At 43.4% G+C, this 25,032-nt stretch carries 30 protein-coding genes; 9 read left to right on the top strand and 21 right to left on the bottom strand.

Annotated features, from left to right (window positions below):
- Positions 1-4: 4 nt before the first annotated feature.
- The 4 genes from E5S68_RS10140 to E5S68_RS10125 all read right to left on the bottom strand — a co-directional run bounded on the left by E5S68_RS10140 (position 5) and on the right by E5S68_RS10125 (position 3,464).
- Positions 5-595 (bottom strand): hypothetical protein, encoded by a 591-nt coding sequence (locus tag E5S68_RS10140; protein ID WP_135783457.1) that lies wholly within the window; start codon positions 593-595, stop codon positions 5-7.
- A gap of 85 nt (positions 596-680) precedes the next feature.
- Positions 681-1,160: a V-type ATP synthase subunit K gene (locus tag E5S68_RS10135; protein ID WP_135783456.1), complete on the bottom strand. Its 480-nt coding sequence runs from the start codon at positions 1,158-1,160 to the stop codon at positions 681-683.
- A gap of 41 nt (positions 1,161-1,201) precedes the next feature.
- The gene (locus tag E5S68_RS10130) at positions 1,202-3,151 is read right to left on the bottom strand and encodes a V-type ATP synthase subunit I (protein ID WP_135783455.1); all 1,950 of its coding nucleotides are present in this window, start codon (positions 3,149-3,151) and stop codon (positions 1,202-1,204) included.
- Complete coding sequence (locus tag E5S68_RS10125) at positions 3,141-3,464, bottom strand: hypothetical protein (protein WP_135783454.1); 324 nt, start codon at positions 3,462-3,464, stop codon at positions 3,141-3,143. Before E5S68_RS10125 ends, E5S68_RS10130 begins: the two co-directional genes overlap by 11 nt.
- Positions 3,465-3,738: 274 nt before the next feature.
- Between E5S68_RS10125 and E5S68_RS10120 the strand changes: the two genes are divergently transcribed.
- Entirely contained in the window at positions 3,739-4,578 is an 840-nt protein-coding gene (locus tag E5S68_RS10120) for a MurR/RpiR family transcriptional regulator (RefSeq protein WP_135783453.1), read from the top strand.
- A gap of 93 nt (positions 4,579-4,671) precedes the next feature.
- On the opposite strand, the gene E5S68_RS10115 is transcribed toward E5S68_RS10120, so the two are convergent.
- From E5S68_RS10115 to E5S68_RS10080, 8 genes are all read right to left on the bottom strand, one after another.
- Positions 4,672-5,571, bottom strand: a complete 900-nt coding sequence (locus E5S68_RS10115; protein ID WP_135783452.1) for an ROK family protein — start codon at positions 5,569-5,571, stop codon at positions 4,672-4,674.
- Positions 5,572-5,602: 31 nt separating this feature from the next.
- Positions 5,603-6,520, bottom strand: coding sequence for a dihydrodipicolinate synthase family protein (locus E5S68_RS10110; RefSeq protein WP_135783451.1), 918 nt, complete (start codon positions 6,518-6,520; stop codon positions 5,603-5,605).
- Positions 6,521-6,562: 42 nt separating this feature from the next.
- Complete coding sequence (locus E5S68_RS10105) at positions 6,563-7,210, bottom strand: DUF624 domain-containing protein (protein WP_135783450.1); 648 nt, start codon at positions 7,208-7,210, stop codon at positions 6,563-6,565.
- A 21-nt stretch (positions 7,211-7,231) separates the two neighbouring features.
- Entirely contained in the window at positions 7,232-7,684 is a 453-nt protein-coding gene (locus E5S68_RS10100; protein ID WP_135783449.1) for a NanQ anomerase/TabA/YiaL family protein, read from the bottom strand.
- Positions 7,685-7,847: 163 nt separating this feature from the next.
- On the bottom strand, positions 7,848-8,687 hold the full coding sequence (locus E5S68_RS10095; protein ID WP_135783448.1) for a carbohydrate ABC transporter permease: 840 nt from the start codon (positions 8,685-8,687) through the stop codon (positions 7,848-7,850).
- A gap of 15 nt (positions 8,688-8,702) precedes the next feature.
- Positions 8,703-9,590 (bottom strand): carbohydrate ABC transporter permease, encoded by an 888-nt coding sequence (locus tag E5S68_RS10090; RefSeq protein ID WP_135783447.1) that lies wholly within the window; start codon positions 9,588-9,590, stop codon positions 8,703-8,705.
- Between the two features lie 208 nt (positions 9,591-9,798).
- Positions 9,799-11,112 (bottom strand): extracellular solute-binding protein, encoded by a 1,314-nt coding sequence (locus E5S68_RS10085; RefSeq protein WP_135783446.1) that lies wholly within the window; start codon positions 11,110-11,112, stop codon positions 9,799-9,801.
- A 140-nt stretch (positions 11,113-11,252) separates the two neighbouring features.
- Positions 11,253-11,951, bottom strand: coding sequence for an N-acetylmannosamine-6-phosphate 2-epimerase (locus E5S68_RS10080; protein WP_135783445.1), 699 nt, complete (start codon positions 11,949-11,951; stop codon positions 11,253-11,255).
- A 404-nt stretch (positions 11,952-12,355) separates the two neighbouring features.
- Between E5S68_RS10080 and E5S68_RS10820 the strand changes: the two genes are divergently transcribed.
- From E5S68_RS10820 to E5S68_RS10060, 8 genes are read left to right on the top strand one after another with little or no spacing between them, the layout of a single operon-like run.
- Entirely contained in the window at positions 12,356-12,481 is a 126-nt protein-coding gene (locus E5S68_RS10820) for a hypothetical protein (RefSeq protein WP_267910574.1), read from the top strand.
- A 15-nt stretch (positions 12,482-12,496) separates the two neighbouring features.
- On the top strand, positions 12,497-12,625 hold the full coding sequence (locus E5S68_RS10815) for a hypothetical protein (RefSeq protein ID WP_267910575.1): 129 nt from the start codon (positions 12,497-12,499) through the stop codon (positions 12,623-12,625).
- A 33-nt stretch (positions 12,626-12,658) separates the two neighbouring features.
- Positions 12,659-12,805 (top strand): class IIb bacteriocin, lactobin A/cerein 7B family, encoded by a 147-nt coding sequence (locus E5S68_RS10075; RefSeq protein ID WP_135783444.1) that lies wholly within the window; start codon positions 12,659-12,661, stop codon positions 12,803-12,805.
- A gap of 5 nt (positions 12,806-12,810) precedes the next feature.
- A complete protein-coding gene (locus tag E5S68_RS10600) occupies positions 12,811-12,981 on the top strand; it encodes a hypothetical protein (RefSeq protein WP_167470865.1) in 171 nt (56 codons plus the stop codon).
- Positions 12,982-13,134, top strand: a complete 153-nt coding sequence (locus tag E5S68_RS10070; RefSeq protein WP_125329991.1) for a class IIb bacteriocin, lactobin A/cerein 7B family — start codon at positions 12,982-12,984, stop codon at positions 13,132-13,134. It begins immediately after the preceding gene.
- A 14-nt stretch (positions 13,135-13,148) separates the two neighbouring features.
- Positions 13,149-13,319, top strand: a complete 171-nt coding sequence (locus E5S68_RS10595) for a hypothetical protein (RefSeq protein ID WP_167470864.1) — start codon at positions 13,149-13,151, stop codon at positions 13,317-13,319.
- A gap of 11 nt (positions 13,320-13,330) precedes the next feature.
- Positions 13,331-13,498, top strand: a complete 168-nt coding sequence (locus tag E5S68_RS10065) for an alcohol dehydrogenase (protein WP_135783443.1) — start codon at positions 13,331-13,333, stop codon at positions 13,496-13,498.
- 12 nt (positions 13,499-13,510) lie between these two features.
- The gene (locus E5S68_RS10060; protein ID WP_135783442.1) at positions 13,511-13,675 is read left to right on the top strand and encodes a class IIb bacteriocin, lactobin A/cerein 7B family; all 165 of its coding nucleotides are present in this window, start codon (positions 13,511-13,513) and stop codon (positions 13,673-13,675) included.
- Between the two features lie 179 nt (positions 13,676-13,854).
- On the opposite strand, the gene E5S68_RS10055 is transcribed toward E5S68_RS10060, so the two are convergent.
- From E5S68_RS10055 to E5S68_RS10005, 9 genes are all read right to left on the bottom strand, one after another.
- Positions 13,855-14,241: an ABC transporter permease gene (locus tag E5S68_RS10055; RefSeq protein ID WP_135783441.1), complete on the bottom strand. Its 387-nt coding sequence runs from the start codon at positions 14,239-14,241 to the stop codon at positions 13,855-13,857.
- 170 nt (positions 14,242-14,411) lie between these two features.
- Positions 14,412-15,461 carry a zinc-dependent alcohol dehydrogenase family protein gene (locus E5S68_RS10050; RefSeq protein WP_023027479.1) on the bottom strand — a complete coding sequence of 350 codons (1,050 nt, stop codon included), beginning with the start codon at positions 15,459-15,461 and terminating at the stop codon, positions 14,412-14,414.
- 220 nt (positions 15,462-15,681) lie between these two features.
- Positions 15,682-18,333: a bifunctional acetaldehyde-CoA/alcohol dehydrogenase gene (gene adhE / locus E5S68_RS10045; RefSeq protein ID WP_135783440.1), complete on the bottom strand. Its 2,652-nt coding sequence runs from the start codon at positions 18,331-18,333 to the stop codon at positions 15,682-15,684.
- Positions 18,334-18,702: 369 nt separating this feature from the next.
- Positions 18,703-20,520: an acyltransferase family protein gene (locus tag E5S68_RS10040; protein ID WP_135783439.1), complete on the bottom strand. Its 1,818-nt coding sequence runs from the start codon at positions 20,518-20,520 to the stop codon at positions 18,703-18,705.
- On the bottom strand, positions 20,510-20,923 hold the full coding sequence (locus E5S68_RS10035) for an MORN repeat-containing protein (RefSeq protein ID WP_135783438.1): 414 nt from the start codon (positions 20,921-20,923) through the stop codon (positions 20,510-20,512). Before E5S68_RS10035 ends, E5S68_RS10040 begins: the two co-directional genes overlap by 11 nt.
- Before the next feature lie 108 nt (positions 20,924-21,031).
- A complete protein-coding gene (locus E5S68_RS10030; RefSeq protein ID WP_135783437.1) occupies positions 21,032-21,454 on the bottom strand; it encodes a low molecular weight protein-tyrosine-phosphatase in 423 nt (140 codons plus the stop codon).
- Between the two features lie 129 nt (positions 21,455-21,583).
- A complete protein-coding gene (locus E5S68_RS10025; protein ID WP_135783436.1) occupies positions 21,584-22,147 on the bottom strand; it encodes a nucleotidyltransferase family protein in 564 nt (187 codons plus the stop codon).
- Between the two features lie 6 nt (positions 22,148-22,153).
- Positions 22,154-23,152 carry a Holliday junction branch migration DNA helicase RuvB gene (gene ruvB / locus E5S68_RS10020; RefSeq protein ID WP_135783435.1) on the bottom strand — a complete coding sequence of 333 codons (999 nt, stop codon included), beginning with the start codon at positions 23,150-23,152 and terminating at the stop codon, positions 22,154-22,156.
- Between the two features lie 815 nt (positions 23,153-23,967).
- The gene (locus E5S68_RS10005; RefSeq protein WP_135783434.1) at positions 23,968-25,008 is read right to left on the bottom strand and encodes an aldose epimerase family protein; all 1,041 of its coding nucleotides are present in this window, start codon (positions 25,006-25,008) and stop codon (positions 23,968-23,970) included.
- Positions 25,009-25,032: the final 24 nt, after the last annotated feature.

Genomic DNA, 25,032 nt, shown 5'->3' with positions numbered 1-25,032 from the left:
CCTCCTAGTTCTTTTCTTCTTTAAAAATGCTGGCTGCCATATGGAAGCTCTGCTCCTCCCGTACAGCATCAACCAAATCACGGTAGAGGTAGCTGGCATCTACTTTGCCAAAGGAAAGGATAAAACCAGCCTCTTGGGCAAGAGTTTCTGTCGCTAATTGAAGTTGTGGATAGGCCTCTATCAAATCCTGACGATCTTGATCTGTCAATTTCTCTGCCGTCACAGCACCCAGAGTTAAGATGGTTGCTTGGTCCGCATAGCGAGGAAGAATACGGTGAAGAAATGTGAGTTCTTCCTGGCGTGACCAAGTCGCCATTTTCTGGTAGGCATCCGCAAACAACTCTTTTAAAACCCGTTGCTTAGTGACCAGTGTCGATTGGCGCTTTTGATTTTCAATTTGTTGGCTTTCACGTTGCAAGTGGCGCTCAATGGTTTGCAATTGAACCGTCCGTTGGTGTAACTTTTCTTCTACCAAACGTGCTTCCTGCAACTGGGCTTCTGCTTGGATCTTAGCCGTCGCTTCCGCCACTAATTTCCGGCCTTTTTCATGGGCCTGTTCAAGGATGGAATCCTTTAATTGGGAATAATCCGTCATTGTTTTTATTTCCTCCTTTGGAGTTCTTCACCACCGATAATAGACGAAGAGAAGCCTCCTCATCTTCGACTTAGGTGTGTCTAGATTAGCCGACGCGAAGAGTCAAAAGGAAGGACACAACGAAGGCCAAGATAGCATAGGTTTCAACCATGGCCGCAAGGATAACTCCTTTCATCATGTCTTCTGGGCGTTTTGCCAAGATTTGCATCCCAGCCGTTGCGACATTCCCTTGGTGTTTCGCTGAGAAATAACCAACAATCGCAACTGGAAGAGCTGTAAAGAAGTAAGCGACCCCTGTTTCAAGAGCCATATCTGGCTTAATTTGCAACCAGATCAAGATCCCAATAACGAAACCATACAAACCTTGTGTACCTGGCAACAATTGCAAGATCAAGGCTTGGGCAAATTTTTCGGGTTGTTCTTTCAAGAGTGCGGCAGCAGCCTGACCGGTCTTACCAACACCTAGGGCTGAACCCATTCCGCTAAGAGCCACTGCAATGGCTACACCAAGGGCTGCAAAGAAGGCCCCCCCATGAGCTGAGAAATATGAAGCTAAAGATTCCATGAATATACTCCTATAAAATTTTGTATGAATGATTTACTGAATTATTTTTTTGTTTTGACATAGCGTTCCGACGGTTTTAGAGGTTGGAAGGGCTTGCCACCACCCTCGTAGAACTTGCCAAAGAACTCGACAAAAATCAAACGCGCTCCATGCACATAGCCTGATAAGAAGGACAGGAACATGTTGATGGCATGGAGGAGGACAAAGAGGACTAGGCCAACTGTGAACCGTCCCAGGGTTGGGAAGAGATTGACAATCAGGTTAAAGGCTGACCCGATGCTGGCCCCGGACAAGCCAAGCGCCATCAAACGGGTAAAGCTGACCAAGTCTCCGACATACCCACTAACATTGTAGAGATTAAAGAGACCTGCTGCTAGTCCTGATAATTTCTTGGCACTGACAATGGACACCACCAGAATCCCAATCGCATTGAGAATAGCTAGCCACTGACCAATGGGGACTAGGTAGGATAAGCCTGGTAGGATATTTCCGACTGCTAAGAGCATCAAGCCCAATAAAATCAAGACCCAGGCAAAGCCTGCGTTGTAAGCTTCGGTGTAGTCTTTCAGGCGGATATTTTTCATCCCTCCTAGGAAGAGACCGACCAAAACGGTGATAAAACCAAAGACGACCGATAGGATCAAGATGGTCATGGCATTGGTCGTCGTACTGATCAAAGCAAAGGGCATCTCAAAGCCGAAGAAGGAACCGTAGACGACTCCCCAAAGGGCTACCGAGATTCCTAAGAGGCAGAAGAAGCGAAGGTTTTTTGCTGCGCTCGGCTGTAGCTGGAAAGCTTTTAAAGCAAAGCCAGTTGCCAGCGTTAACAAGAGCCCATAACCGATATCTGCTACCATCATGCCGAAGAAGACAAAGTAGAAGAGAGAGACGATTGGCGTCGGATCTTTCTCGTAATACTTGGGCAAAGCATACATCTCCGTCACTAACTCGAAGGGCTCCACCAAGGCATTGTTTTTCAGTTTGATGGGTACCTGATCCCATTCTTCTTGGGTGACCTCTCGCGTCTGCAAGACGACTTGCTCCCCAAATTCCTTTTGAAGTTTAGTCTTTAAAGCTTCTAGTTGAGCTGTTTCGATCCATCCCTCTAGGGCAACCAGGTGGGCTGTACTAGCAAGAGAGCCTTTGGCCTCTTCTCGGGCTCCTAAACTCAAGACATAATCTAGTTGGTACTTGAGTTGGTTGAGGTCTTCCTTAGCCTGACTGAGCGTTTCCAAAGTAGCTGCTTCGACAGCACCTTGTTCTTTGATCTCTCTCTTGAGTTGCTCTAAACGTTCTTTCGGCAGGGCCTCTCCTTGGTAGTCAAACTCTTTAAAATGCGAACTGGTCAGCGTATCTTGAAGGTCTGTTAAATCCCCAGACTTATACAAGACTACCACTCCATGTTCCGTTTCCGAGCTGAAAACCACATCAACCTCTACATCTGGATGCGCCAGCAAGGCCTGACGCGCCTGATCCTGTTCACTATTCGGAATGGTACCGATTAAGCCACGGACATAGCGGAAACGCTTGAGTTGGTCCGGTGTCGTTGTCAAGTCAACCCATTTTTCCAAAGAGGCAAGCTCTTCTTGGGCTAGTTGAATTCGATCCCGCGCCTTTGCTAAGACAGCTAATTGTTTGTGCACCGACTGTAAGAGACGTTGCTCATCACGGATAAGCCCATGGGACTCTAGCTCTTGGAAAGACAAAGACAAAGGAGCTTCTTTCAGTTTTTCTAATCCCTTCTTTTGAGGAATGAAAGGCTCCAAGGCCTGAATGGCCTTTTCCAACTGTTCTTCCCGACGTCTTAGTTCATCCAGTCTTTGAGCTAATCCTTTGGTCCCATCACTCGTCTGAAAAGCAACTTGCCAATCTTCTTGTGCGCTCAAATCATAGATTTGGACAGATTCCTCTGACTGGAGCGACAAGAGAAGCTCGTCCATTAGATTTGTGGGCAAGACCAGGGAAAGGTGTTGCATTGGGCTAATTGCCATAGGTTGCTACCACCTTTTCTACAATTTCGTCTACCAAAGCTGCGCGCTTATCTGTCATGGCTTGCTGCACCTTTTCGTCATTGCGTTGACTGGTCACTGCAAGGTCTGCTTCCAAGCTAGTAATCATCGCTTTCGAGGACTCTTCCCGCTCTGCTACTAGCTTAGCGGTCTCTTTGTCATAGGATGCTGCTACCTCCTGTAGGTGATTACCTAGCTGTTGGCGCAAATCTTGGACCTGATCCTCGTAACTTGCGACAACGGCTTCTGCCGCCATTTCAATCTCTTGCATCATTTCCAGTGTTGCATTGGCCATCACTCCACCTCCTTACATCTTCCCCTTTTGAAAAAGAGGAAGCCATTCTTGTGTAAATTATATCACATTTTGACTAGTTTTTAGAACCTTTCCACAGGTAACCTTGTTTATTTTACAGGCAGGATGAATGAAAGCCTCCCCGTCTTCATTCTAGCCCTGATTTCAAGCTCCTCTCTTACCATATTGCTTGTATATCAGTGTTATTTATGTTATAATATGTAATATATTATGGTTTTTTCCTCCAGGTATAAACTTGGTAGAAAGGAGAACAGCTGTGAAACAAGATCAAGATCTTCGGAATATCATTACGAGTCATCAAGCAGAAATGACTGAGCTAGAGTTAGACATCGCCCGCTATTTTTTGTCCCCTGAAGCACAGCAGCACTCCCTTTCCTCTTCTAGAGTAACCCAACTCTTACACGTATCCAAGGCAGCCTTGACCCGTTTTTCTCAAAAATGTGGCTTCACTGGTTATCGTGAGTTTATCTACCACTTTAACGAAGAAACTAAATCAAAAAAATTAGAAACGCCCCATGACGAACTAACACAAGATGTCTTACGTCGTTACAAACAAGTCCTACAGGCAACCGAAAACCTAGCCAAAGATGAACAAATCAAGGAAATCGCTCAGCTCATTGCTCAGGCTGGACGTGTCTATTTCTTTGGAAAAGGAAGTTCCGGTCTAGTTGCCTCAGAAATGAAGCTTCGCTTTCTCCGACTAGGGGTGGTCTGTGAAGCCCTAACTGACCAGGATGGCTTTGCTTGGACGACCAGCATCTTAGACGAGTCTTGTCTGGTCATTGCCTTCTCCCTCTCAGGGACCACTCGCTCTATTATTCATAGTCTCTTGGATGCTAAAGAAATGGGGGCCAAAACTGTCCTCCTCACTGCGAAACCAGCTACTATCAAGGAGGCTTTTACCGAAATATTACCGGTGGCTCCCCTACCAGGTAGCACCTACATCGATCGTATTACAGCTACTCTTCCTTTCTTGCCAGCTATTGATTTGATTTATGCTCATTTCCTAGAAATGGATCGGGAACGCAAGGAAAGAATTTTTAACAGCTATTGGGAAAACAAAAAACTCAATGGCTATGACTCTCGCAAACGATAACTTTCTTAAGCGGAGTTAGCTCCGAGAGATTTTCTCTTTTTTGCTGGTTTAGTTACTAGATATAAAATGCTCGCGCAAATTGCGCGAGCATTTTTATACTTCTTTTCGGCTAGATTGCTTTTGTTTGAAATGGTAGTAGGCTCCTATCATACCCGCTGTATTTTGATGACGAGCAAACTCCAGTTGCATTTTATCTGCTAAGCTTGGAACCAGGGAGGCCTTAAGAGCAGCTGAAATTTTTGGTTTCAATATCGCTTCTTGTCCCATAACCCCACCACCAAGAATGACCACCTGAGGGTTGACCACATAACAGATATTGGCAAGGCCTATGCCGAGATAGTCAACCATTCGATCGATTCCCGCCATACAGATGGTATTTCCTTGGGTCGCTTCCTTGAAAATTCTACGACCACTCCATTGTTCTACGGGATCCCCATGCTGGCTTGCAACGTAGTCTACCAGAGCAGTTGTGGAAGCTAAATCCTGGAAGGCTCCATCTTGGAGATGAAGGTAGCCTACTTCACAGGCGGAATTACTAAAGCCATGGAAAATCTCTCCATTAATCAAGAGACAGCCACCGATTCCCGTACCAACGGTTAAACAGACAGCGACTTGAGCGCCCTGCCCATTCCCTGACATGACTTCTGCTAAACCAGCACAATTCACATCATTTTCAATCTCGCAGGGAATTTGATAAGCTTCCTCAATTTCTTTTTTGAACTGAGTCCCGGCATAATTAGGAATCTGAGGGCCTGCATAAAAGATTTCTCCCTTATCTGGATCCACCATGCCAGCTGAAGAAATACAGACTCCAAGAATATTATTTTCTTCGAGGTAAGATTCTACCAGAGCTTTGGTCTTCCTAAGAATTCCAGGTCCACCTTGTTCAGCCTCTGTTGGCATCTCGTGGGACTCAATCAAATTTTCCTCTTCGTCGATTAGACCATATTTGATATTGGTTCCACCGATATCAATCGCTAGGTAATAGGTCATACACCTCTCCTTTCCGATTTTTATTCCTTATTTAGAGAAAACGTTTCTTAACCTCACAGATCAAGCTAGCTGCTTTTTGAACCACTTCCTGGTCTGCTTCAGTCACTGGCGTTAATGGGCAACGCACAGAGCCTAATTCCAACCCTTCGTTAATCCGCAATACTTCCTTAATCACCCCATACATATTTCCATGAGCAGAAGTCAAGACTCCAATAATATCATTGATGGCAAATTGCAAGTCACGCGCTTGCTCCAAGTCTTTCTCTGCAATCAGTTGATTGAGTCTCAAGAACAATTCCGGCATAGCTCCGTAGGTACCTCCAATACCAGCTCCTGCTCCCATGAGACGGCCACCTAAGAATTGCTCATCCGGACCATTAAAGACGATGTGGTCTTCACCACCTAAAGAAGCAAAGGTTTGAATATCCTGCACCGGCATCGAAGAGTTTTTCACCCCAATGACCCGTGGATTTTTCAACATTTCTTTATAAAGACTCGGGGTCAAAGCTACCCCTGCCAATTGCGGGATATTGTAGATGACAAAGTCTGTCTTTGGCGCTGCTGCGCTGATTTCATTCCAGTAGTGGGCAACACTATACTCTGGCAATCGGAAGTAAATCGGCGGAATGGCTGCAATGGCATCAACCCCTAACTCTTCTGCATGTCGTGCCAATTCAACGCTATCCTTGGTATTGTTGCAGGCTACGTGAGCGATGATGGTCAATTTTCCTTTAGCCACCGCCATGACTTCTTCCAAGACTAGCTTGCGATCTTCCACGCTCTGGTAGATACATTCGCCAGAAGATCCGTTGACATACAAGCCCTGCACACCTTTCTCGATAAAATACTCCACCAGAGAGCGCACTCTCTCTGGACTGATCTCCCCCTGGTCATCATAGCAGGCGTAAAAAGCTGGGATGACCCCTTCATATTTTTTTAAATGTGACATTTTTTCTCCTTTTCTATTCACTACATCCTAAAACTTTTCTTTTTATTCTTTATAACGAGCAAAAATCTTTTCCATCAAGCCTACTTGGAAGTAAGCCAAGCTTGAAAATCCAATTAAGAAAAAAACCATTCCTCCTAATAGGAAGGCCAAGACAGAGGTCGCTAACACCATAATAAGGAGTAACAAGATTCCTCCCATCACGAAAAACCAAGGGAAGTGAAGCCCTGTAACTAATAGGGCTTTTTGAAGGCAGTCCCTCCAGGTTAGTTGGTAGCGTGCTGCCAGCGGATAAGCCGCTAACAAGACCAAGACCATAAAGAGGAAGAGGCCAAGACAAAGCGCTTTGATCCCGTGCATCGGCAAGGCTGTTTGGTTCCAAAGAAGGAGGAGATCCAACAGGCAAATGCCTGACACAAGCAACTCAATCGCCCCCAATTGAAGCCCCAGCTTCCAGTTTTCTTTAAAGGCTCGACTATATTTGCGAATCACTGGAACTCTACGCTGGTGTTTGATATCAAACAAGGTCTGATACAAACTAATTTTCGCAATTCCAATAGTAACAATTGGCAGACAGGTCAGTACAAAAAGGAGGTTGACCGTCACCAAATCTAAAATTTTTTCACTGATACGCATCACTAGATTGTCCGTATCAAAAACAGTTTTGATTAATCCTGCTCCCTTTTGCGACATGCTGTCTCCCTTCTGTTACTTCTAATCAATCAAGATTTTATATAAGTGTTTTCGAACCACTTCCTCTTGACCTGCATAGCCATTGGGCTGGTGAGGCTCACCTGGGAAGAAAATGGCAAAATTATGATAGCCCAGATGAAGCGGATAAGATTCCTGGCAATGAACAAAGCCAATATCCGAAGCTTCATCAAAGGCCTGAGCTTCATCTTTGATCCGCGATCCATAAGCTGAATACTCGTGCCCTTCTACCAATAAATGCAAATCTGCATATTTTTTATGATGCTCAAAGCGATTATTTTCTTCTTTATTGAGGGTGTTTTCTTGGACAACTAGGAAGACCTTGTCATCGTCGATATCATATTTCCCCAGCTCAAAAGAATCCTTCCGGTGCTCATAGAGAAAATCAATAGCCTTATCCAAATTTGGATGGATTCCTTTGTAAAAAGTGATGTTTTTTAAATCATCGAATATCATACTCTATCCTTTCAGCACTTTTTAATGACGAGAAAAGAAAACAAGTGGTTTCTTCCCCAGCCCTTCTAGGGCACTGATGAGGCGCGGAGCCCATAAGAACCCTACACCTCTCAGCCTAGAAAAAAGTATCTGTACACAACTATCGTTTGTCCAAGCGGACAACTTATCCTTTAACCGCTCCCATAGTGATTCCTTGTGTGAAGGATTTTTGGAAGACAAGGAAGACCGTAACAATTGGCACCGCCGCCATGGCTGCACCTGCCATGATCAAACCATAGTTGGTCGCCATTTCGGCCTGCATGGTCGCAACCCCTAGTGAAATAGTCAGGTTTTGACGAGAGGTCAGCATTACCAATTGCATAAAGTAGTCGTTCCAAGTGTTGATGAAGGTGAAGATAGCAAGTGCCGCAAATCCCGGCTTGACAATCGGGAAGGCAACGCTCCAGAAGGTCCGCAATTCCCCACAACCATCAATCTTAGCAGATTCTAAGAGTTCCGTTGGAATATTTTCACTAAATTGTTTCATCAAGAAGACCCCGAATGGCCATCCCACCAATGGTAGGATAACGGCCGCAAGAGTATCGTGGATTCCCATGAAATTGATAATCCGCACCAATGGAACTAAGACAACTTGTTTCGGCAGAGCCATAGCTGCGATGAAGATGGCAAAGAGAATCCGCTGACCATAGAAACGTTTCTTAGCCAAAACATAGCCGGCCAAGGAAGACGTCATACAAACCAAGAGCATGGTTGCAAGGGAGATAAAGACACTGTTCCACAACCATTGTAGGGCTGGGTTTTGCACCATCAACTGTTGGAAGTTTTCCATGGTTGGTGTCTTTGGCCACCACTGAGGTGGGATCATAATCGTATCCGGTTGAGACTTGAAAGCTCCTGTTAAAATCCAATAGAAAGGGAAAATGAACAAGACTGTTAAAAGGAGCAAAATGATGGTTGAAATCACTGTAAAGGCAGTGATTGGTTTCTTTTGTGTTGGTTTCATCTGAGGCTCCTTTCTTTAGTATTCTACGTCGTTTCCGAGGATCTTGAATTGCGCAAAACTGATAATGGCAATCATCACCGCCAAGAAGACACCCATAGTGTTGGCGTAACCATATTCAGACAGTTTAAAGGCTTTTTCGTAGAGGTAGTACATCAGAGTACTAGTTGAGTAGTTTGGCCCACCGGATGTCAATAATTGGATCAAGGCGAAACATTGGAAAGAGTTAATGGTCGTAATGATGGCAATGTATAAGGTTGTTGGCAACAAGCTCGGCCATTTAATCTTCCAGAAAACTTGGAGTTCAGTCGCACCATCTACACGTGCTGCTTCTACAAGTGAATTATCGATATTCCCCATAGCCGCGATGTAGAGGATGATCGGCTGACCAACAGAAGTTGTCAACAAGATGATAATGATAGCCATCAAAGCCCAGTGCTTATCCCCTAACCAAGAAATATTTTGGTCGATGACATGACCTGATTTGAGGACAAAGTTCAAAATACCTGATAGCGGATCATAAATCCATTTCCATACAACCGTTACAGCAACACTCCCAGTAACAACAGGAAGGAAGAAAACGAAACGGTAGAAGGAACGAGCAATGGCATTTTGGTGATAGGTTTGTGATGCTACAAAGAGGGAGAAAAGTACTACGATTGGCACGGACCCAATTACGATGATCACAGTATTAATCAAGGATTTGATAAAAACCTCATCACTAAACATCCGTTTGTAATTATCAAGGCCGATAAATTCAAAGGAGGTCATAGAGTAGTTAAAGAAACTAGTAATGAAGCCCATAATCATCGGTGCTAATACAAAGACAATAAAGAAGATTAAAATGGGTGCTAAGAATGCGTAGGAAACCAGTGTCTCCCGCATTCGGATTTTATTTACCTTCACAGCAAGGCACCTCCTGATGTTCTTTTTCTATAGTTATTCCCTTAAGCTTATGCGCGAAGTGATCAGAGCTCCTCTTCCTGCATAAGATTAATAGAAGAATGAGAACATAAGGCCCCCTCTTTCAATCTACACATGGAGATAAGAAACCGAGGGGGCCTATGCTTTCTTATTTCTATGAAAGGATCATTTGAGTTTCATAGATGATCGATTATTTCTTGATCGTTTCGTTCGCTTTTTCGGTGAATGTCTTCAAAGCATCTTCTGCTTTTTCATCTCCGTTTGAAACAGATTGCAACATTGGGAACCAAAGTGTACGCATTTCTGCAAAGCCATCGATTGTGTTGTAGTATGGTGAGTAGTATTGAGTCCAAGTGCTGATGGTTTCCATCCGTTTGTCATCGTACAACTTACCAAATGAGTTACGAACTGGGAATGCTCCTGTACGAACAACGTCTTTTGGACCCCATTCTTTGTCATCAGCAATAAATTGAATAAACTTCTTGGCTGCTGCTACTTTCTTTTCATCCTTGTTATTGAAGACTGCAAATCCATTGACAAGGTATTCCAATTTAGGTTTTCCTGAATCAGATGGGAATGGTACTTCCACAACTTCTACTTTACTTGCTTCCAACAATTTAGCTTGGATACCATTTTGACTTGGTGCCCACAAGATGGTGTAAGAAGTTTGACCATTTGCAAAGTTTTGGATGTCTGCTCCACCATCGAATTGAGAGCCGTTCATCATCAAACCGTCTTTAATCCATTTAGACGCCTTGTCCAAACCTTTGACAAATTTTGGATCATCTGTTGTATACTTGGTTACTTTTTCATCTGTTACAGAACCACCGTAAAGGTTGGCGATAAAGGCACGAGTACCTTGGTCTCCACCTTGACCATTACTGAAGAGCGATCCTGGTGTGTAACCTTTATCTTTTAAGGCTTTCAAGACTTTTTCAAAATCATCAGTTGTCCAGCCTTCTTTGACAAGGTCTAGAACCCCAGCATCTTCCAACATTTTCTTGTTCATGGCCATGTAGAATGGTGCAGAACTGATTGGATACATGTAAGCAGTGTCTCCAGCTTTACTAGCTTGGATGATATTGTCGTTGTTGACATCTTTTACGAAATCATCAGTGAACAAATCGTTCAAGTCTGCCAATTTCCCATTTTTACCGTATTGGATGATCCGCCCTGGTGCGTCAAAGAGCACATCTGGAGCAGTTCCAGCTTCGATTGCTGTCGTGATTTTTTCAGGACCAGATTTGAAGTCAATGGTTTCCAACTTCACTTTAATATCTGGATTTGCTTTTTCGAAGGCTTCGATAATAGATTTTTCGTAGGTTCCTACGCCATCATCAGCTTTCTCTTGAGTAAAGACTGGGAAGGCCCACCAAGTGATTTCTGTTTTACCAGAGTTATCACTTGAAGATTCGGATTTAGATCCTCCTCCAGATCCACAAGCTGCAAGTGCAAGCACCGCTGCACCAGCTACCAACGAGTACAGTACTTTTTTCATTTTCATGTGATTTTCTCCTCACGTTTGCGGTAAGATTGCTCTTACATGGGTATATCCTCGACGAGGACGTCAGCATATTTATTTTCTGTTTTACCGGATCACTCTGCTCTAGCTTCCTGCCTCCATATTTTTCTATTCTTTATTAGTTAATGTAAAGCTGCGACAAATCGTTCTGTGATTTCCTTTGGCCGTGTGATGGCACCTCCGACAACAATTCCTCTCACGCCTAGGTCGTGAATTTCTTTGACCTGTGCTGGATAGTGAATCTTGCCCTCAGCGATGACATCGACTCCTGCTTGACAGAGTTGGCGAATTAACTCGATATCTGGTCCGTCTACTTTCGGGCTGTAATCTGTGTAGCCTGATAAGGTCGTTCCGACAAAGTCAACTCCAGCTTCCGCAGCAGTCACCCCTTCTTCAAAGGTACTAATATCGGCCATGAGCAGCTGGTCAGGATACTTTTCTTTCACCTGATAAATAAAGTCGACAATCGAGAGCCCATCGTGACGCGGACGTTTGGTACAATCCAGTGCAATAACTGCGATATCTAGTGCTGCCAACTCATCTACTTCTTTCATGGTAGCAGTTATGAATGGTTCTTCAGGAGGATAATCTCTCTTGATAATCCCGATAATTGGAAGTTTTGTCACTTCCTTGATTTCTTTGATATCGCGGACGCTATTAGCCCGGATTCCAATCGCTCCTCCCTGCTCAGCCGCTTTGACCAAGAGAGGGATCACACCTCCTGCCTCTGTATAGAGAGGTTCATGAGGAAGCGCCTGACAAGAAACGATAATGCCGTCTTTGATCTGTTGAATCAATTCTTCTTTCGTGATCTTGGACATACATTCCATCTCCTTTGTTTATTACGACAACTCGAGTACTTGTAAAGTTATTATATAGTATTTTTGAAGCGCTTACAATATTAACTGACTAAAATGATAATAGTTTCATGTTTTAAACTATCCTCTCTTTCCTCTGAAACTAGTTTCAGAGGAAAGACACTCCACTCATTTTTGAAAAAAATCAATTATTTTAAAAATTTTTCAGACTTTCTACGAATAATATAAGTGACCAATCAAAAAGAAAGGAGGACCACAGATGTACTATACTCCCATTATCATCCCATGGTTTTTGTATTACTTCTTCCGAAAATAAATAAGGAAAGGGAATACCTAATATGAAAAAGAATACACAAGCTTTTATTCTATTACTTTTCCTCTCGTTAATCATGTTATAAGGAGGCTGTATGAAAAAATGGAATAAAAAGAAAAAGGCACTCATCATACTCGCTAGCATTCTAGCACCCGTTTTGATGTATGGCATCTATCAAGTAGGCTACGAACTAGGAAAAACGCTAGCCAATGTGCTCTAACAGAAAGGAAATATCATGACAACAATTGATAAAAAGTTTTCAAAACTAAACGACGCTGAACTAGAAGAATGCACGGGAGGTTTCCTCCCTTTCATCTTGATTCCTCTTGGACTTTTGACTTTAAGTAGTTGCCAAAGAAAGTAATAACAGACAATACATTAGAAAAGGAGATAGCTTATGACACAAACAAATCAACTGATTGACAATCAATTCACTACTCTGACAGATGAAGAGTTAACTCATGTCAACGGTGGGGTAGCACCTTTTATCGTCTACGGAGGATGCATCCTCGGAGGACTTGCTCTCGGCTTCATTTTAGGATAAGGCTTATGAAACGACATTTACACACCATTATTTTCGCCTTCATTATCGGATTAACCATGTTACACGATGCACATCTGATTGCATTTCAACCCAATATTAATTTAGCCATTGCAGCTACAATCTATTTGGCAGTCGATGCTACCCTAAACCAAGTAAAAAATAAAAAGGAAAACTAAATGACAACAGAATTCACACAAAACTTTGTAACCTTGACGGAAGATGAACTGGTCGATGTTAGTGGCGGAGCAGTAGTTTCAGCAGGAGTCTGCGTTGCCCTCGTCGCTCTATCCTATACAATTGGCAAAGATATCAAAAAGAAATTCTTCTAAAAGGAGGCATTTCTATGATTTCTCTGCCCTTTATCACCCTCATCCTTTTGACAGGATACTGCATTCTAGATAAGAAAGACCCCAAACAGGTAGAAGGCTACTTTCCTAAATTTGCCATTGCCTTTATGGTTGCTTTCACTATTTTGAATGAGGCTATCGACTTACTCTACACGATTTTACATTAAGGAGGACACCGATGGATACAAGTTTCCATTACACCTGCCTGACTGAGGCAGAACTAGCCACCATTGACGGAGGAGGATCCGTCTTTGATTCGGCCAAGTTTATCGTACAGACCTGGAACATTTTATACAATTCGGGGCGTGATTTCGGTCGTAGCATCGTCAACGGCATCATGCACTAGAAAGGAGCAAGCATGAAACTCGAAGAAACACGTTTTAAAAGCTTATCCGAGCAGGAACTCAGTCAAGTGGATGGAGGATCCGTCTGGCTGGCTGTTGGACTAATCGCCACCCCTCTCATCATGGGGACCTTTGCCGGAGCCTTTGATGAATATGCCCGTAAACGTGGGGCCCACTAAGCAAGGACTAAAGGCCTTGAGGGTTCTTCCTTGCACATCTCTTAAACAGTTCAAAAAATCCCAGCTTTTAAGAAAGCTAGGATTTTTTCGTGTGAACGAAGCAAGACCTTTTTCTATTCTCCCTCTTCATCATCGAGGAAAGTGATCCCCAATAAATGTCTTCTAGAACTTTCAATGCACTAGGCCATTTTTTGAACCGGTTTTTCATTTACGACAAACACAAATCCGATAGAGCCGACGAATGCCCCAAGCAAGATCCAATAAACTATATCCGTTGAAGTAAACGGACCTTCTAAGAGACCAGCCAATAAAAAGAGATCAATATACAGTCTGGTGTCACGATAAAAGTTCCAATTGAAATGGTAGCTACCTACTGGATGCTGGCGATTGGACACCTGCGGTTGAAAGACCTGAAGAAGAATCAAAATCCCTACAAAAGCAAGATAAGCAAGGCTAACAACCGAAAGCGGATTCTGTGTCATCATAGCTACAGCCACTAAAAGTAAGACCAAGAGCCAGAAATGGAAGTCCAACCAGAACTCACGATGATAATGGAACACTTTCATAAGATCACACCTTTCTATTTATGTTATATTTCTAATCATATTATAGTACGTTTTATTAGGAATGGCAAGTAAATAGATGTGACAAGAACAACTACTACATCTGTTAAAAAGGACAGGAACATGAAACTGTTGCTGTCCTTTTTGTTTCAGCATCAAACGATTGAGCCTTCTTAGCTGAGGTCGTTATCAATAATAACTTTCAAGGCATTGTTTTCACCAGCATGTTTGAAGATTTCGTATGCCTTCTCTGCTTCTGAAAGTTTGAAGTGGTGGGTCACCAACTTCGTCGCGTCAATCTTACCTGACTTCAAGACATTAAGAAGCATTTCAGTTGTATTGGCATTAACCAAACCAGTGTTGAGCGTGATGTTCTTAATCCAAAGATCATCAAGATTGAAACTAACTGGCTTCCCATGCACTCCGACGTTGGCAATATGACCACCAACAGAAATTATATTTTGGCAGACATCGAAGGTTGCTGGATAGCCCACACATTCCATAGAGATGTCAACACCACGACCATCGGTCACTTCATTGATAAAGGCCTTGATTTCATCAATATCACTTGAACAGATGGTATGGGTAGCTCCAAACTTCTTAGAAGCTTCGAGACGTGATTCTGACAAGTCTACCATGATAATAGTAGCTGGAGAGAAGAATTGTACGGTTAAGAGAGCTGCCAAACCGATCGGCCCTGCACCAACGATACAAACGTTGTCCCCAGGTTTCACATGAGATGGGAGCACCCCAATTTCATAGGAAGTTGGGAGAATATCTGAGAGCATAACCAGGGCTTCATCATCTACAGAAGCTGGCGCATGATAGAGACTGCCGTCTGCGTGAGGGATATGAACATACTCTGCTTGAGTTCCGTTAATTAAGTGACCAAGGATCCATCCCCCATCTTCACAGTGAGATGGCAAGCCACGTTTACAGTAGTAGCAGGTATTACAAGCCGTTACACAAGAAATAATGACCTTATCTCCAACCTTAAAGTTCGTGACCGCATCACCTACTTCTTCGACAATCCCAATTCCTTCGTGACCGAGGATGGTCCCTTCTTTACAGGCTGGAACATCTCCTCCCAAAATATGGAGGTCTGTTCCACAAATGGTCGTTTTTACCAAACGCACAATTGCATCAGTCGGTTTCTTGATGACTGGTTTTGGTTGATCAATCAACTGAAGATTTCCTGCGGATACATATGTTGCTGCTTTCATAAGCGACTCCTTTTTATTGGTTTCATCAAACCATTTTAATATAGTTTTTCTTTGTGAATATTATAACATACAAAGGTAAGCGCTTGCAACATATTTATTAGATTTTTTTAAAAGATAATTTTCAGATCACAAAAATAAATTTCTATCGTTAAAATGAAGAAAAATCCCCCGCTCTTTTGAGCGAGGGATAGCTGATAAACATCAGTTGTTCAGTAGCGCCTTATTTACGACGTCCTGGACGTTCTTTGTAACCATAGTAAGCATCTTCGATGATTTCTTGCATATGGTCTACCATTGGAAGACGTGGGTTAGCTGGCGAACATTGATCTTCGTAAGCAAGGAAGGCCAATTCGCGAGAATGTTTCTTCCATTCTTTTTCATCGATTCCTTGTGCTTTAAAGTTCATTTGGATTCCTACGCGTTCACCAAGTTCGTAAACAGCTTTTGCATAAGCTTCTACTGCTTCTTCTGGTGTAGAACATGGAAGTCCTAACATACGAGCGATGTCTTGATACTTCTCATCTGCACGGTAGTAGTTGTACTTAGGCCATGTCGCTGTCTTAGCTGGGCGTGTACCGTTGTAGCGAATAACGTATGGAAGCAAGATCGCATTAGTTCGTCCGTGAATTGTGTGGAATTGCGCACCAATCTTGTGGGCCATTGAGTGAGAAATACCGAGGAAGGCATTGGCGAAGGCCATACCTGCGATAGTTGACGCATTGTGCATCTTTTCGCGTGAATGGAAGTCCGCGTTCTTCACTGAGCTTTCCAAGTTTTCGAAGACAAGTTTGATGGCTTGAAGAGCAAGACCATCAGTGTAATCACTTGCCATTTGAGATACATAAGCTTCTGTTGCGTGAGTCAAAACGTCCATACCAGTGTCCGCTGCAACAGATCCTGGAACAGTCAATACCAAGGCAGGGTCTACGATGGCAACAGTTGGAGTCAATGAGTAGTCTGCGATTGGGTATTTACGGTTGTTTGCTTTATCAGAGATAACGGCAAATGGTGTTACTTCAGATCCTGTACCAGATGTTGTTGGGATGGCAATGAATTTGGTCTTCTTACCAAGCAATGGGAACTTGAAGGCACGTTTACGGATATCCATGAATTTTTGAACCAAGTCACGGAAGTCCACTTCTGGTTGTTCGTAGAAGAGCCACATTACTTTAGCCGCATCCATTGGAGATCCACCACCGAGAGCGACGATGGTATCTGGTTTGAAGGCACGCATGATCTCTGTACCACGTTCAACGGTTGTGATATCTGGATCTGGTTCTACGTCTGCAAAGATTTGGTAAACCACCTTGTTGCGACGAAGGTCAAGCTGTTCGATGATGCGATCAAGGAAACCAAGCTCTACCATAGCGTGGTCTGTAACGATCATGACACGTTCAACGTCACGACATTTTTGTAGGTATTCAATTGAATCACGTTCAAAGTATGTTTTTGAAGGTAGTTTCATCCATTGCATGTTATTTCTCCGGCGTCCGACTTTTTTGATATTCAAGAGGTTGATGGCACTAACGTTGTCCCCAACAGAGTTGCGTCCGTAAGAACCACATCCAAGTGTCAATGATGGCAAGAAGGCATTGTAAACATCCCCGATACCACCGAAAGTCGAAGGAGAGTTGCAGATCACACGAATGGCTTTAACTGCTTTACCAAATTCTTTGGTCAATTCTTGGTCTGCTGTATGGATAGCAGCTGAGTGGCCAAGACCGTTGAATTCAACCATTTGGCGTGCTTTGTTAATTCCGTCTTCACGGCTTTCAGATTTCAAGACTGCAATGACTGGTGACAATTTTTCACGAGTCAACGGCTCTTTTTCACCAACTTCTTTACATTCTGCAGCAAGGATATTGGTTCCTTCTGGGACTGAGAAGCCAGCTTGTTCAGCGATCCATGCTGCTGGTTTCCCAACGATGTCCGCATTCAACTTCGCACCCGCACAGTTTTTGCTGTTGGCTTTTACGCCGAAGCAGAACTCTTCAAGAAGGGCTTTTTCTTTTTTGTTAACAAAGTAAGTGTGGTAAGATTTGAATTCTTCAACAAACTCATCATAAATCTCTTTATCGATGATGACCGCTTGTTCAGACGCACAGACCATTCCGTTGTCAAATGATTTAGACATGACGATATCGTGTGCAGCTTGGCGGATGTTGGCTGATTTTTCAACATAAGCAGGGACGTTACCTGCACCTACCCCAAGAGCTGGTTTCCCGCAAGAGTAGGCCGCTTTCACCATGGCATTCCCACCTGTTGCAAGGATGGTTGCAATTCCTTCATGGTTCATAAGGGCACTGGTTGCTTCCATAGATGGTTGTGTGATCCATTGCACACAGTTTTCAGGTGCTCCCGCCTTAATCGCTGCATCGCGGACGATTTGTGCCGCATGAGCGGATGATTCTTGAGCGGATGGGTGGAAGGCAAAGACGATAGGGTTCCGTGTCTTCAAGGAAATCAAAGCTTTAAAGATTGCTGTTGAAGTTGGGTTTGTTGTAGGAGTGATCCCGCAAACGACTCCGACTGGCTCAGCAATAAGGGTCAAACCAGTGACGTCATCTTCTGAAATGACACCAACTGTCTTCGTGTGACGCATGTTGTTCACAACGTGCTCACAAGCGAACAAGTTTTTAGTCGCCTTGTCTTCAAAGACTCCACGACCAGTTTCTTCATATGCATGAAGAGCAAGCTCACCGTGTGCGTCAAGAGCAGCTACAGATGCTTTTGCAACGATGTAGTCTACTTGTTCCTGATCCAATTTGCGCATTTCTTCAAGCGCAACAAGCGCTTTTTGCACCAACTCGTCTACGTGTTTTTCAGCAGCGAGTTTCTTTTCTTCAGGTGAGAGAGTTTTTTTATCAGCCATTTGATGCTTTCCTCCAATGTTTGAAACCCTTATCCTTTTCGAGATCATTTTCCTGTTTTCAGAAACTTTCAAGAATAGTGTAAGAAATTTCGATTTGTTAATTTTTTCACAATATAATTGTACTCTATTTTAAGATTTTTGTAAATACTTTCACAACAAATTCACAAAGATTTTTTTAATTTATTTAAAATATCAACCCGATTCTGCCAATAGCAAGGTATTTACTGCAAAAGTAGTCATTATTTATAAAAATATTTTTAAAATTTCACAAACTAAAATTTTCACAAATTTTATGTAAGCGTTTTCTTTTGCTTGCTAAAACAAGCAATCTTTTTTGTGGAAAAGACTGCTTATTTTGATGACCAATCCTTAAGGCTTAATAGCCCCCTTTTTGGCTTCTTCAACTGCTTTTTTGACAACATTGGCATAAAGCTCTCCGCCAATATCGATAGAACCATCTGTCTCCAGTCCAAAATGGACATTGTCTGTTCCAGCCCAAATAGCTGGATTTTCTAGAGCAGCCTGATACCAGTCTGCTACAAAGACATAGTCGTATTTTTTAGCCAACTCTAGCTCATAATTCCGTGTCTGAACCGTTACACTGCTGTCATCACCTGCTTCTCGTCCATCATAAGGAGTGACAAAGATCAGGCGGTGGCCTTTCGGCAACTTTTCAACAAACTGGTCTAGGAGTTCTTTATAATTATCCGATGAGTTGGTTCCCAGAGCGATGATAACATTTTTTAGCAGGACATGGTTAGAGATATCTGTCTCATAAACTTTCAAGCCCGACTCAAGATTTCGGCTGACAAGGGCATCCACCTGAATATCCGGTAGAACTTTTTTTAGGTAATCAGAAGCTCGAAGGTTGACTGAGTCTCCGATCATCGTCTCCCCATCAGTGACATTATAAGAGGTTGCTGAAGCATTATCGACCTGACTACGTGTGATCTGCATCTTGTTATCTGATTGGCGAAGGCCCTCGGTAATGAGATTCTCATCAAAGGCTCCTACTCGAGGGGCGAAGAGAATAATCCCAAACATGAGCAAGGTCAAAGGAATCGCACTGTAGAAAATCGGACGCGTGATGCTTCGCAGATCCATCTGCAGTCCAAAAATCTTTGGTTGACGGCCAGCCAAGGTAGGCTCAATAATATAAAAACTTAAAGCTGCTAGACTAAAGGAAACGATCGTCGTCAAGAGTGAGGCCCAGCCATTAGTCATCAATTGAGAAAAGATGATGTAAAAAGGCCAATGGAAGAGATAAACTCCATAACTAGTATCTGCGATAAAGGAGATTACAGCTGGTTCTTTTTGGTCTGGTGTTTTTTCATGCAAGACACGAGTTGCTACAATCATGCTTGCTGCAGCCAGAGTCGCCACTAAAAAGCCAAATAAATAGGTCCAAATACTATCGAAAGGAAGAATAAAGGTCAATAGAAGCAAGACCGCAAATGCTCCCCCTAAGACGCTTAAGGCCTTCTTGCTTGTCCAAGATTTTGCTAACTTAGTGAAGTTGGGACTCACGGTGGTAATGCCCGTCACTGTGGCTAGGGCACTTCCCACAAAGAAGGGGAAGATATGGGCCATACTTGAAAAATAAACATTGGACAGATTCTTAGTCAAGAGGGCCCCGATAAAGAAGGTCATAAAGCTCACTAGAAAGAGGCCGACAGAAGAGAGGAATATTAAGCCTCTGTACTGGCCAACCGTTTTCGCTTTTTTAGCCAAAAACCAAGCTAGCAGAGCCCACAAAACATAATAATGAACCTCTAGAGCTAAGCTCCACGTATGGATAAAGAGATGGGGGATAAATTGACTTTCATAACTCCCGCCACTAAGCATCTCATAAAAATTGGTCACAAAACCAAAAACAGCCGCAATTTGTGTCCCAATCCCTGCGATAAAATCTCGACGCACCAAGAAAGTAAAGGGCATGACCAGCAAGACCATGAAAACCAAGGGTGGCACAATCCGATAAAAACGACGCTTAAGAAAGCCCTTGAGATCAATTTTTTGATGACGTGCAAACTCATCAATCAGAAGAGCCGTGATCAGAAACCCTGAGAAGGTGAAGAAAATATCGACTCCAATAAATCCTCCAGGGAAAAATTTTTGAAAGAAATGGTAGAGAAGAACGAGAAGTAAACCCGTTATCCGAACCAGCGAAAACCACTTAATGCGCATTTTGATAAATCCCCTGTTTAAATGTTCCTTTGTAGACAACATTTTGCTCTGTTGTCAGGGTCCCCTTGCCTTCTGGTTGACCATTGACAAACTCACCCTCATATTTCCAACCAGCTTTAGATGTAAAAGTTCCCTTGCCGCTGAAAGTTCCATTGACAAAGTTCCCCTTGTAGGTATCCCCGTTTTGGAAGGTTACTGTTCCTTCTCCATTCATTTTGCCTCGCACGACACTTCCATCATAGCGAATAGCCCCATTATCCAAGGTCAAAACACCTCGAAGGGGAATGGAGGAAAGAAACACCCACAAAGCAGACAAGACAATGACTGCTAGAGAGAAACGTTCAATATGATGTCTGGTTAGATAAACCTTATAGGTATCGTATAATTCTTGTATCTTTTTCATTAGCTCTTTCACATTATTTTATCTTGATTCTTAAAGAACCGACTGGAAATTATCCATCTTTGCTGATTTCTGTAACACCAGTTGGTCACTCCACTAAGCAGTGAATGTCTATTCCGCTAGGCGATTGATCCACTCTTGACAACCTGCTAGGACACGGCGATAGGTTTCTTCGAAATCTCCGGTATACCATGGATCTGGTACACTTTCTCCTGCAAAGAGGTGAATCTTATGTTCTGTCCCGGCAGGTGCCATCTGCTTGAGGTCGGCAACATTGCTTTCATCCATACCCAGGATTAGATCAAAGGTATGAAAATCTTGGTCGCTGATTTGAAGAGAGGTTTTCCTTAGATCATAAGGCACCCCGTGGGTACGGAAGATTTTCTGAGTTCCTTTATGGATAGGATTTCCGTGTTCCCAGCTAGAGGTGGCACGACTTTCGATTTCATACTGGTCTGTCAAATCTTTCATGACAAACTCTGCCATGGGGCTTCGACAAATATTTCCTAAACATACAAATACTATTTTTTTCATGATGGCACCTCCTTTCTATTATATCAAAATGTGACTAAAATATGGCATGATTAAATTATAATTCTCAAGTAGAAAGAAAAAGACTGTCCAGCTTTATTACCGGACTAGTCTTATAGGTATTACCTTGGTTTAGAGGTCTTTTACCTCTAATGAGGGCCATTTCTGGAGCCAATCTTTTTTAGCCATCCGCTCCCGATAAACAGCTAGTCGTTCTGGGTCCTCTCTAAAATGAGGGGTCGGTTGCACAATCATTTGTTCCAGCTCTCCCAAGCCATAGGGAGTAAAAAGTTCCAACTCCTGATTCGGTGTTAAACGAACTGCAATCGCCGTACACTGCTCAGGGTACTTAGAAATAGCATCGAAAGAACTGGTGTATGGATAAGTCCCAGGACTATGGCCATGCATGTAAACCTGATTTTTCACCTCCCAAGCATACTGGGGATAGGTCTTCTTTAATCCCTGCTCAATCTGGAGAGTCTCCTCATAACTGATCGTAGGATCATAAAAGACTAGATCCATATCGGTTGTCGCATCAAATCCTGGTCTTCCAGAGAGCTGGTTCCATATGAAATTTCGCACCGCGCCCGCTGCAAGCCATGCATCTGCCAAGCCTAGATCTCGAATAATAGTCAAGACGGCCATCATCTCTTGATCCATCTGGATCTGTTCTACTATCGCTTCTTCCGTCAGCATCTTCTTTTAGTCTCCATTGTAGGGATAGCCCAGGTGTTCATAAGCCTTACGGGTCGCCACGCGCCCTGTCCGGGTCCGCATGATAAAGCCTTTTTGAATCAAGTAAGGCTCATACATATCTTCTACTGTCTCCCTCTCTTCAGCAATATTGACCGATAGGGTCCCAAGCCCAACTGGGCCTCCTCCGTACATCTCAATCATAGTGCGCAGGATCTTTTGATCGACATAGTCCAATCCTTCATGGTCCACATCCAGCATAGAGAGGGCCTTGTCAGTAATGGTGTCGTCAATCAAGCCATCGCCCATAATCTGGGCAAAATCACGTACTCGCTTGAGCAAGCGGTTAGCGATTCGAGGGGTCCCTCGGCTACGAAGAGAAAGCTCTTCAGCGGCCTCGTGGGTAATCTCCATCTCAAAGATGTCAGCTGTCCGCTCGATAATCTCCGTCAAATCATCCTGCTCATAGTATTCCATATGACCCGTAATCCCAAAGCGAGCGCGCAAGGGATTGGACAACATACCCGCTCGAGTCGTCGCTCCAATCAAGGTAAAGGGAGGGAGATCCAGATGGACACTCCGGCTAGTCTCTCCGGCTCCAATCATAATGTCGATGTAAAAATCTTCCATGGCGCTGTAGAGCACTTCTTCGACTGACATAGGAAGGCGGTGAATCTCATCGATAAAGAGAACATCCCCCGGCTCTAGGTCGTTGAGGATAGCCACCAAGTCACCAGCCTTTTCAATAACAGGACCTGAAGTCTGCTTGAGATTAACACCCAGCTCATTGGCAATCACAAAGGCCATGGTTGTTTTCCCCAGCCCCGGAGGTCCAAAAAGAAGGACATGATCCAGTGCTTCATCTCGAAGCTTAGCCGCTTCAATAAAGATTTTCAGCTGGTCCTTGACCTTATCTTGACCGATATATTCATGTAAATATTGCGGGCGTAAAGTCCGTTCAACAGCCTCTTCGTCGCCCATAATTTCATTGTCTAAAATTCTACTCATACAGTCTATTATAGCAAAAAATAATGCCTCCTGTTGATTTAAAATCATATCTCGTTTTATATCACTAGTTATTCATTGTTGGGTGTTCGGAACCGAGTTTCTTTTTAAGAAACGTAGTTTTTCGCTTCGCTCAAACTGCATCACTATCTCTAAATTCGGTTGAACTCTCTGAGCTCACCTCATTAATTTTTTTAAAGATCGTAGTCCTCACTAACGTTCGAATTGCGTCAACGTACCTAAACTCGCTGATGCTCGTAAAAATAAGAATCGTAGTTCTCACTACCGTTCGAACTGCGTCAACGTACCTAAGTTTGTCTGCGTCCCTATCAGGCTTGGTTAGATGAAATAGGTTTAGTAATAATTACATAACGCAGTGGTTGATTGGTATCTTTGTTCGCTCTTATATCTCCAAAGATTACCTACTAATGAGGAAACGAGGTTTCCTATATCCGCAACCTCAAACAGTCTCCCAGACTGTTTGATCTATGCGGGGGTGAGACAATTGAAAAGTTTTGGGGAACCTTTTCAACCTAAGCCAAAAAATAAGGAAGCGAAGAAATTTTAAAAAATTGTTCTGTCTCACTCCCATAAAAAAAGCCACCGGTTTTGGTGGCTCTTATAGGGAGATTATTATGAAAAAGTTTTAGGAGTTTTATCATTCAAAGTTAGGAGGTCTTTGATGATGGTATTAGTATACGACGGGACTCTTAAAGTTTTCTTATAGTATTTTTAAATCTTTAAAAACTTTTTTCGACCATAAAGAGGTGTCCTCAAACATGGATGCTACATCCTTGCTCGGGCCACCCCTTTCCTCATTATTTCTTAGCGATGGCATGGTAGCTAGTCTTGCTGGTGAAGACTTGCCCTGCTCTCAGGATGACCTTTTCAGCTTGATCACTGTGAATGGCATCTGGTACGGTTTGGAATTCTAAGGCCAGACCATTGTGCTGAACCATTGGTTTGCCTTCAATATAAACAGTATCATCCACAAAGTTAGCTGAATACACCACCAAGGCTGGAGCTTCTGACTTGAAGGTCAAAAAGCGTCCAGACGGCTGATGGTAGAAAAAGCCTGCATTTTTATGCCCTTCTGGAAGAGCAAAAGGATGATCCAAACCTTCTACCAGGCGGATTTGCGGATCAGCATCCTTAAAGAGATCCTCTAAAAGCATGGCTTGGTAGAGATGCTGAGCGATCGGACTTTCTCTATCCACGGTGTGAAGAGGGACACCATCGGGATGGATAGGGTAGAGCCCTTGATGGTTGATTTGAAAGACATGGTCATTAATCGGCTGGGTGAAGTTTCCAGATAGGTTAAAATAGCTGTGATTGGTCGGATTGACCAAGGTGTCTTGGTCCGTTTCCACCCGGTAGCTGATTTCCAGCTCCCCTACTTCAGTCAAACTATAGGTCACCCAGATCTTAAGATTTCCAGGGAAACCACCGGTGCCATCTGCACGCTCTGTGTAAAGAGTGATCTCTTGGTCCGTTACAGACTCCACGCTAAACAAGGCGCTGTCCCAGCCAGTCGATCCACTGTGATTGCAGTTGGCTCCATTATTGGCTTCCAAGTGATAGGTTTGACCATTGAGCTCAAAGCTGGCCCCTGCAATCCGGCCCGCGACTGGGCCAATGCTAGCCCCATACTTAGGGCTATTGCCGACATAGGCATCAAAATTGTCAAAACCCAATACAATATTAGCGAATTGATCCTGTTTGTCTGGTGTCACATACTCTAAGATCGTCGCCCCATAGGTCATGACAGACAATTGATAACCTAGGCCATTTTCGAGACGATAAGCTTTTACATCTTGGCCCTCCAATTGACCAAATAGATATTTTTGATAGTGTTTCACAAGTTGTCTCCTCCAACAACGTTC

It is taken from the genome of Streptococcus rubneri (assembly GCF_004785935.1).
Lineage (GTDB): Bacteria > Bacillota > Bacilli > Lactobacillales > Streptococcaceae > Streptococcus > Streptococcus rubneri.
This window is presented reverse-complemented; position numbering and strand designations above follow the sequence as displayed.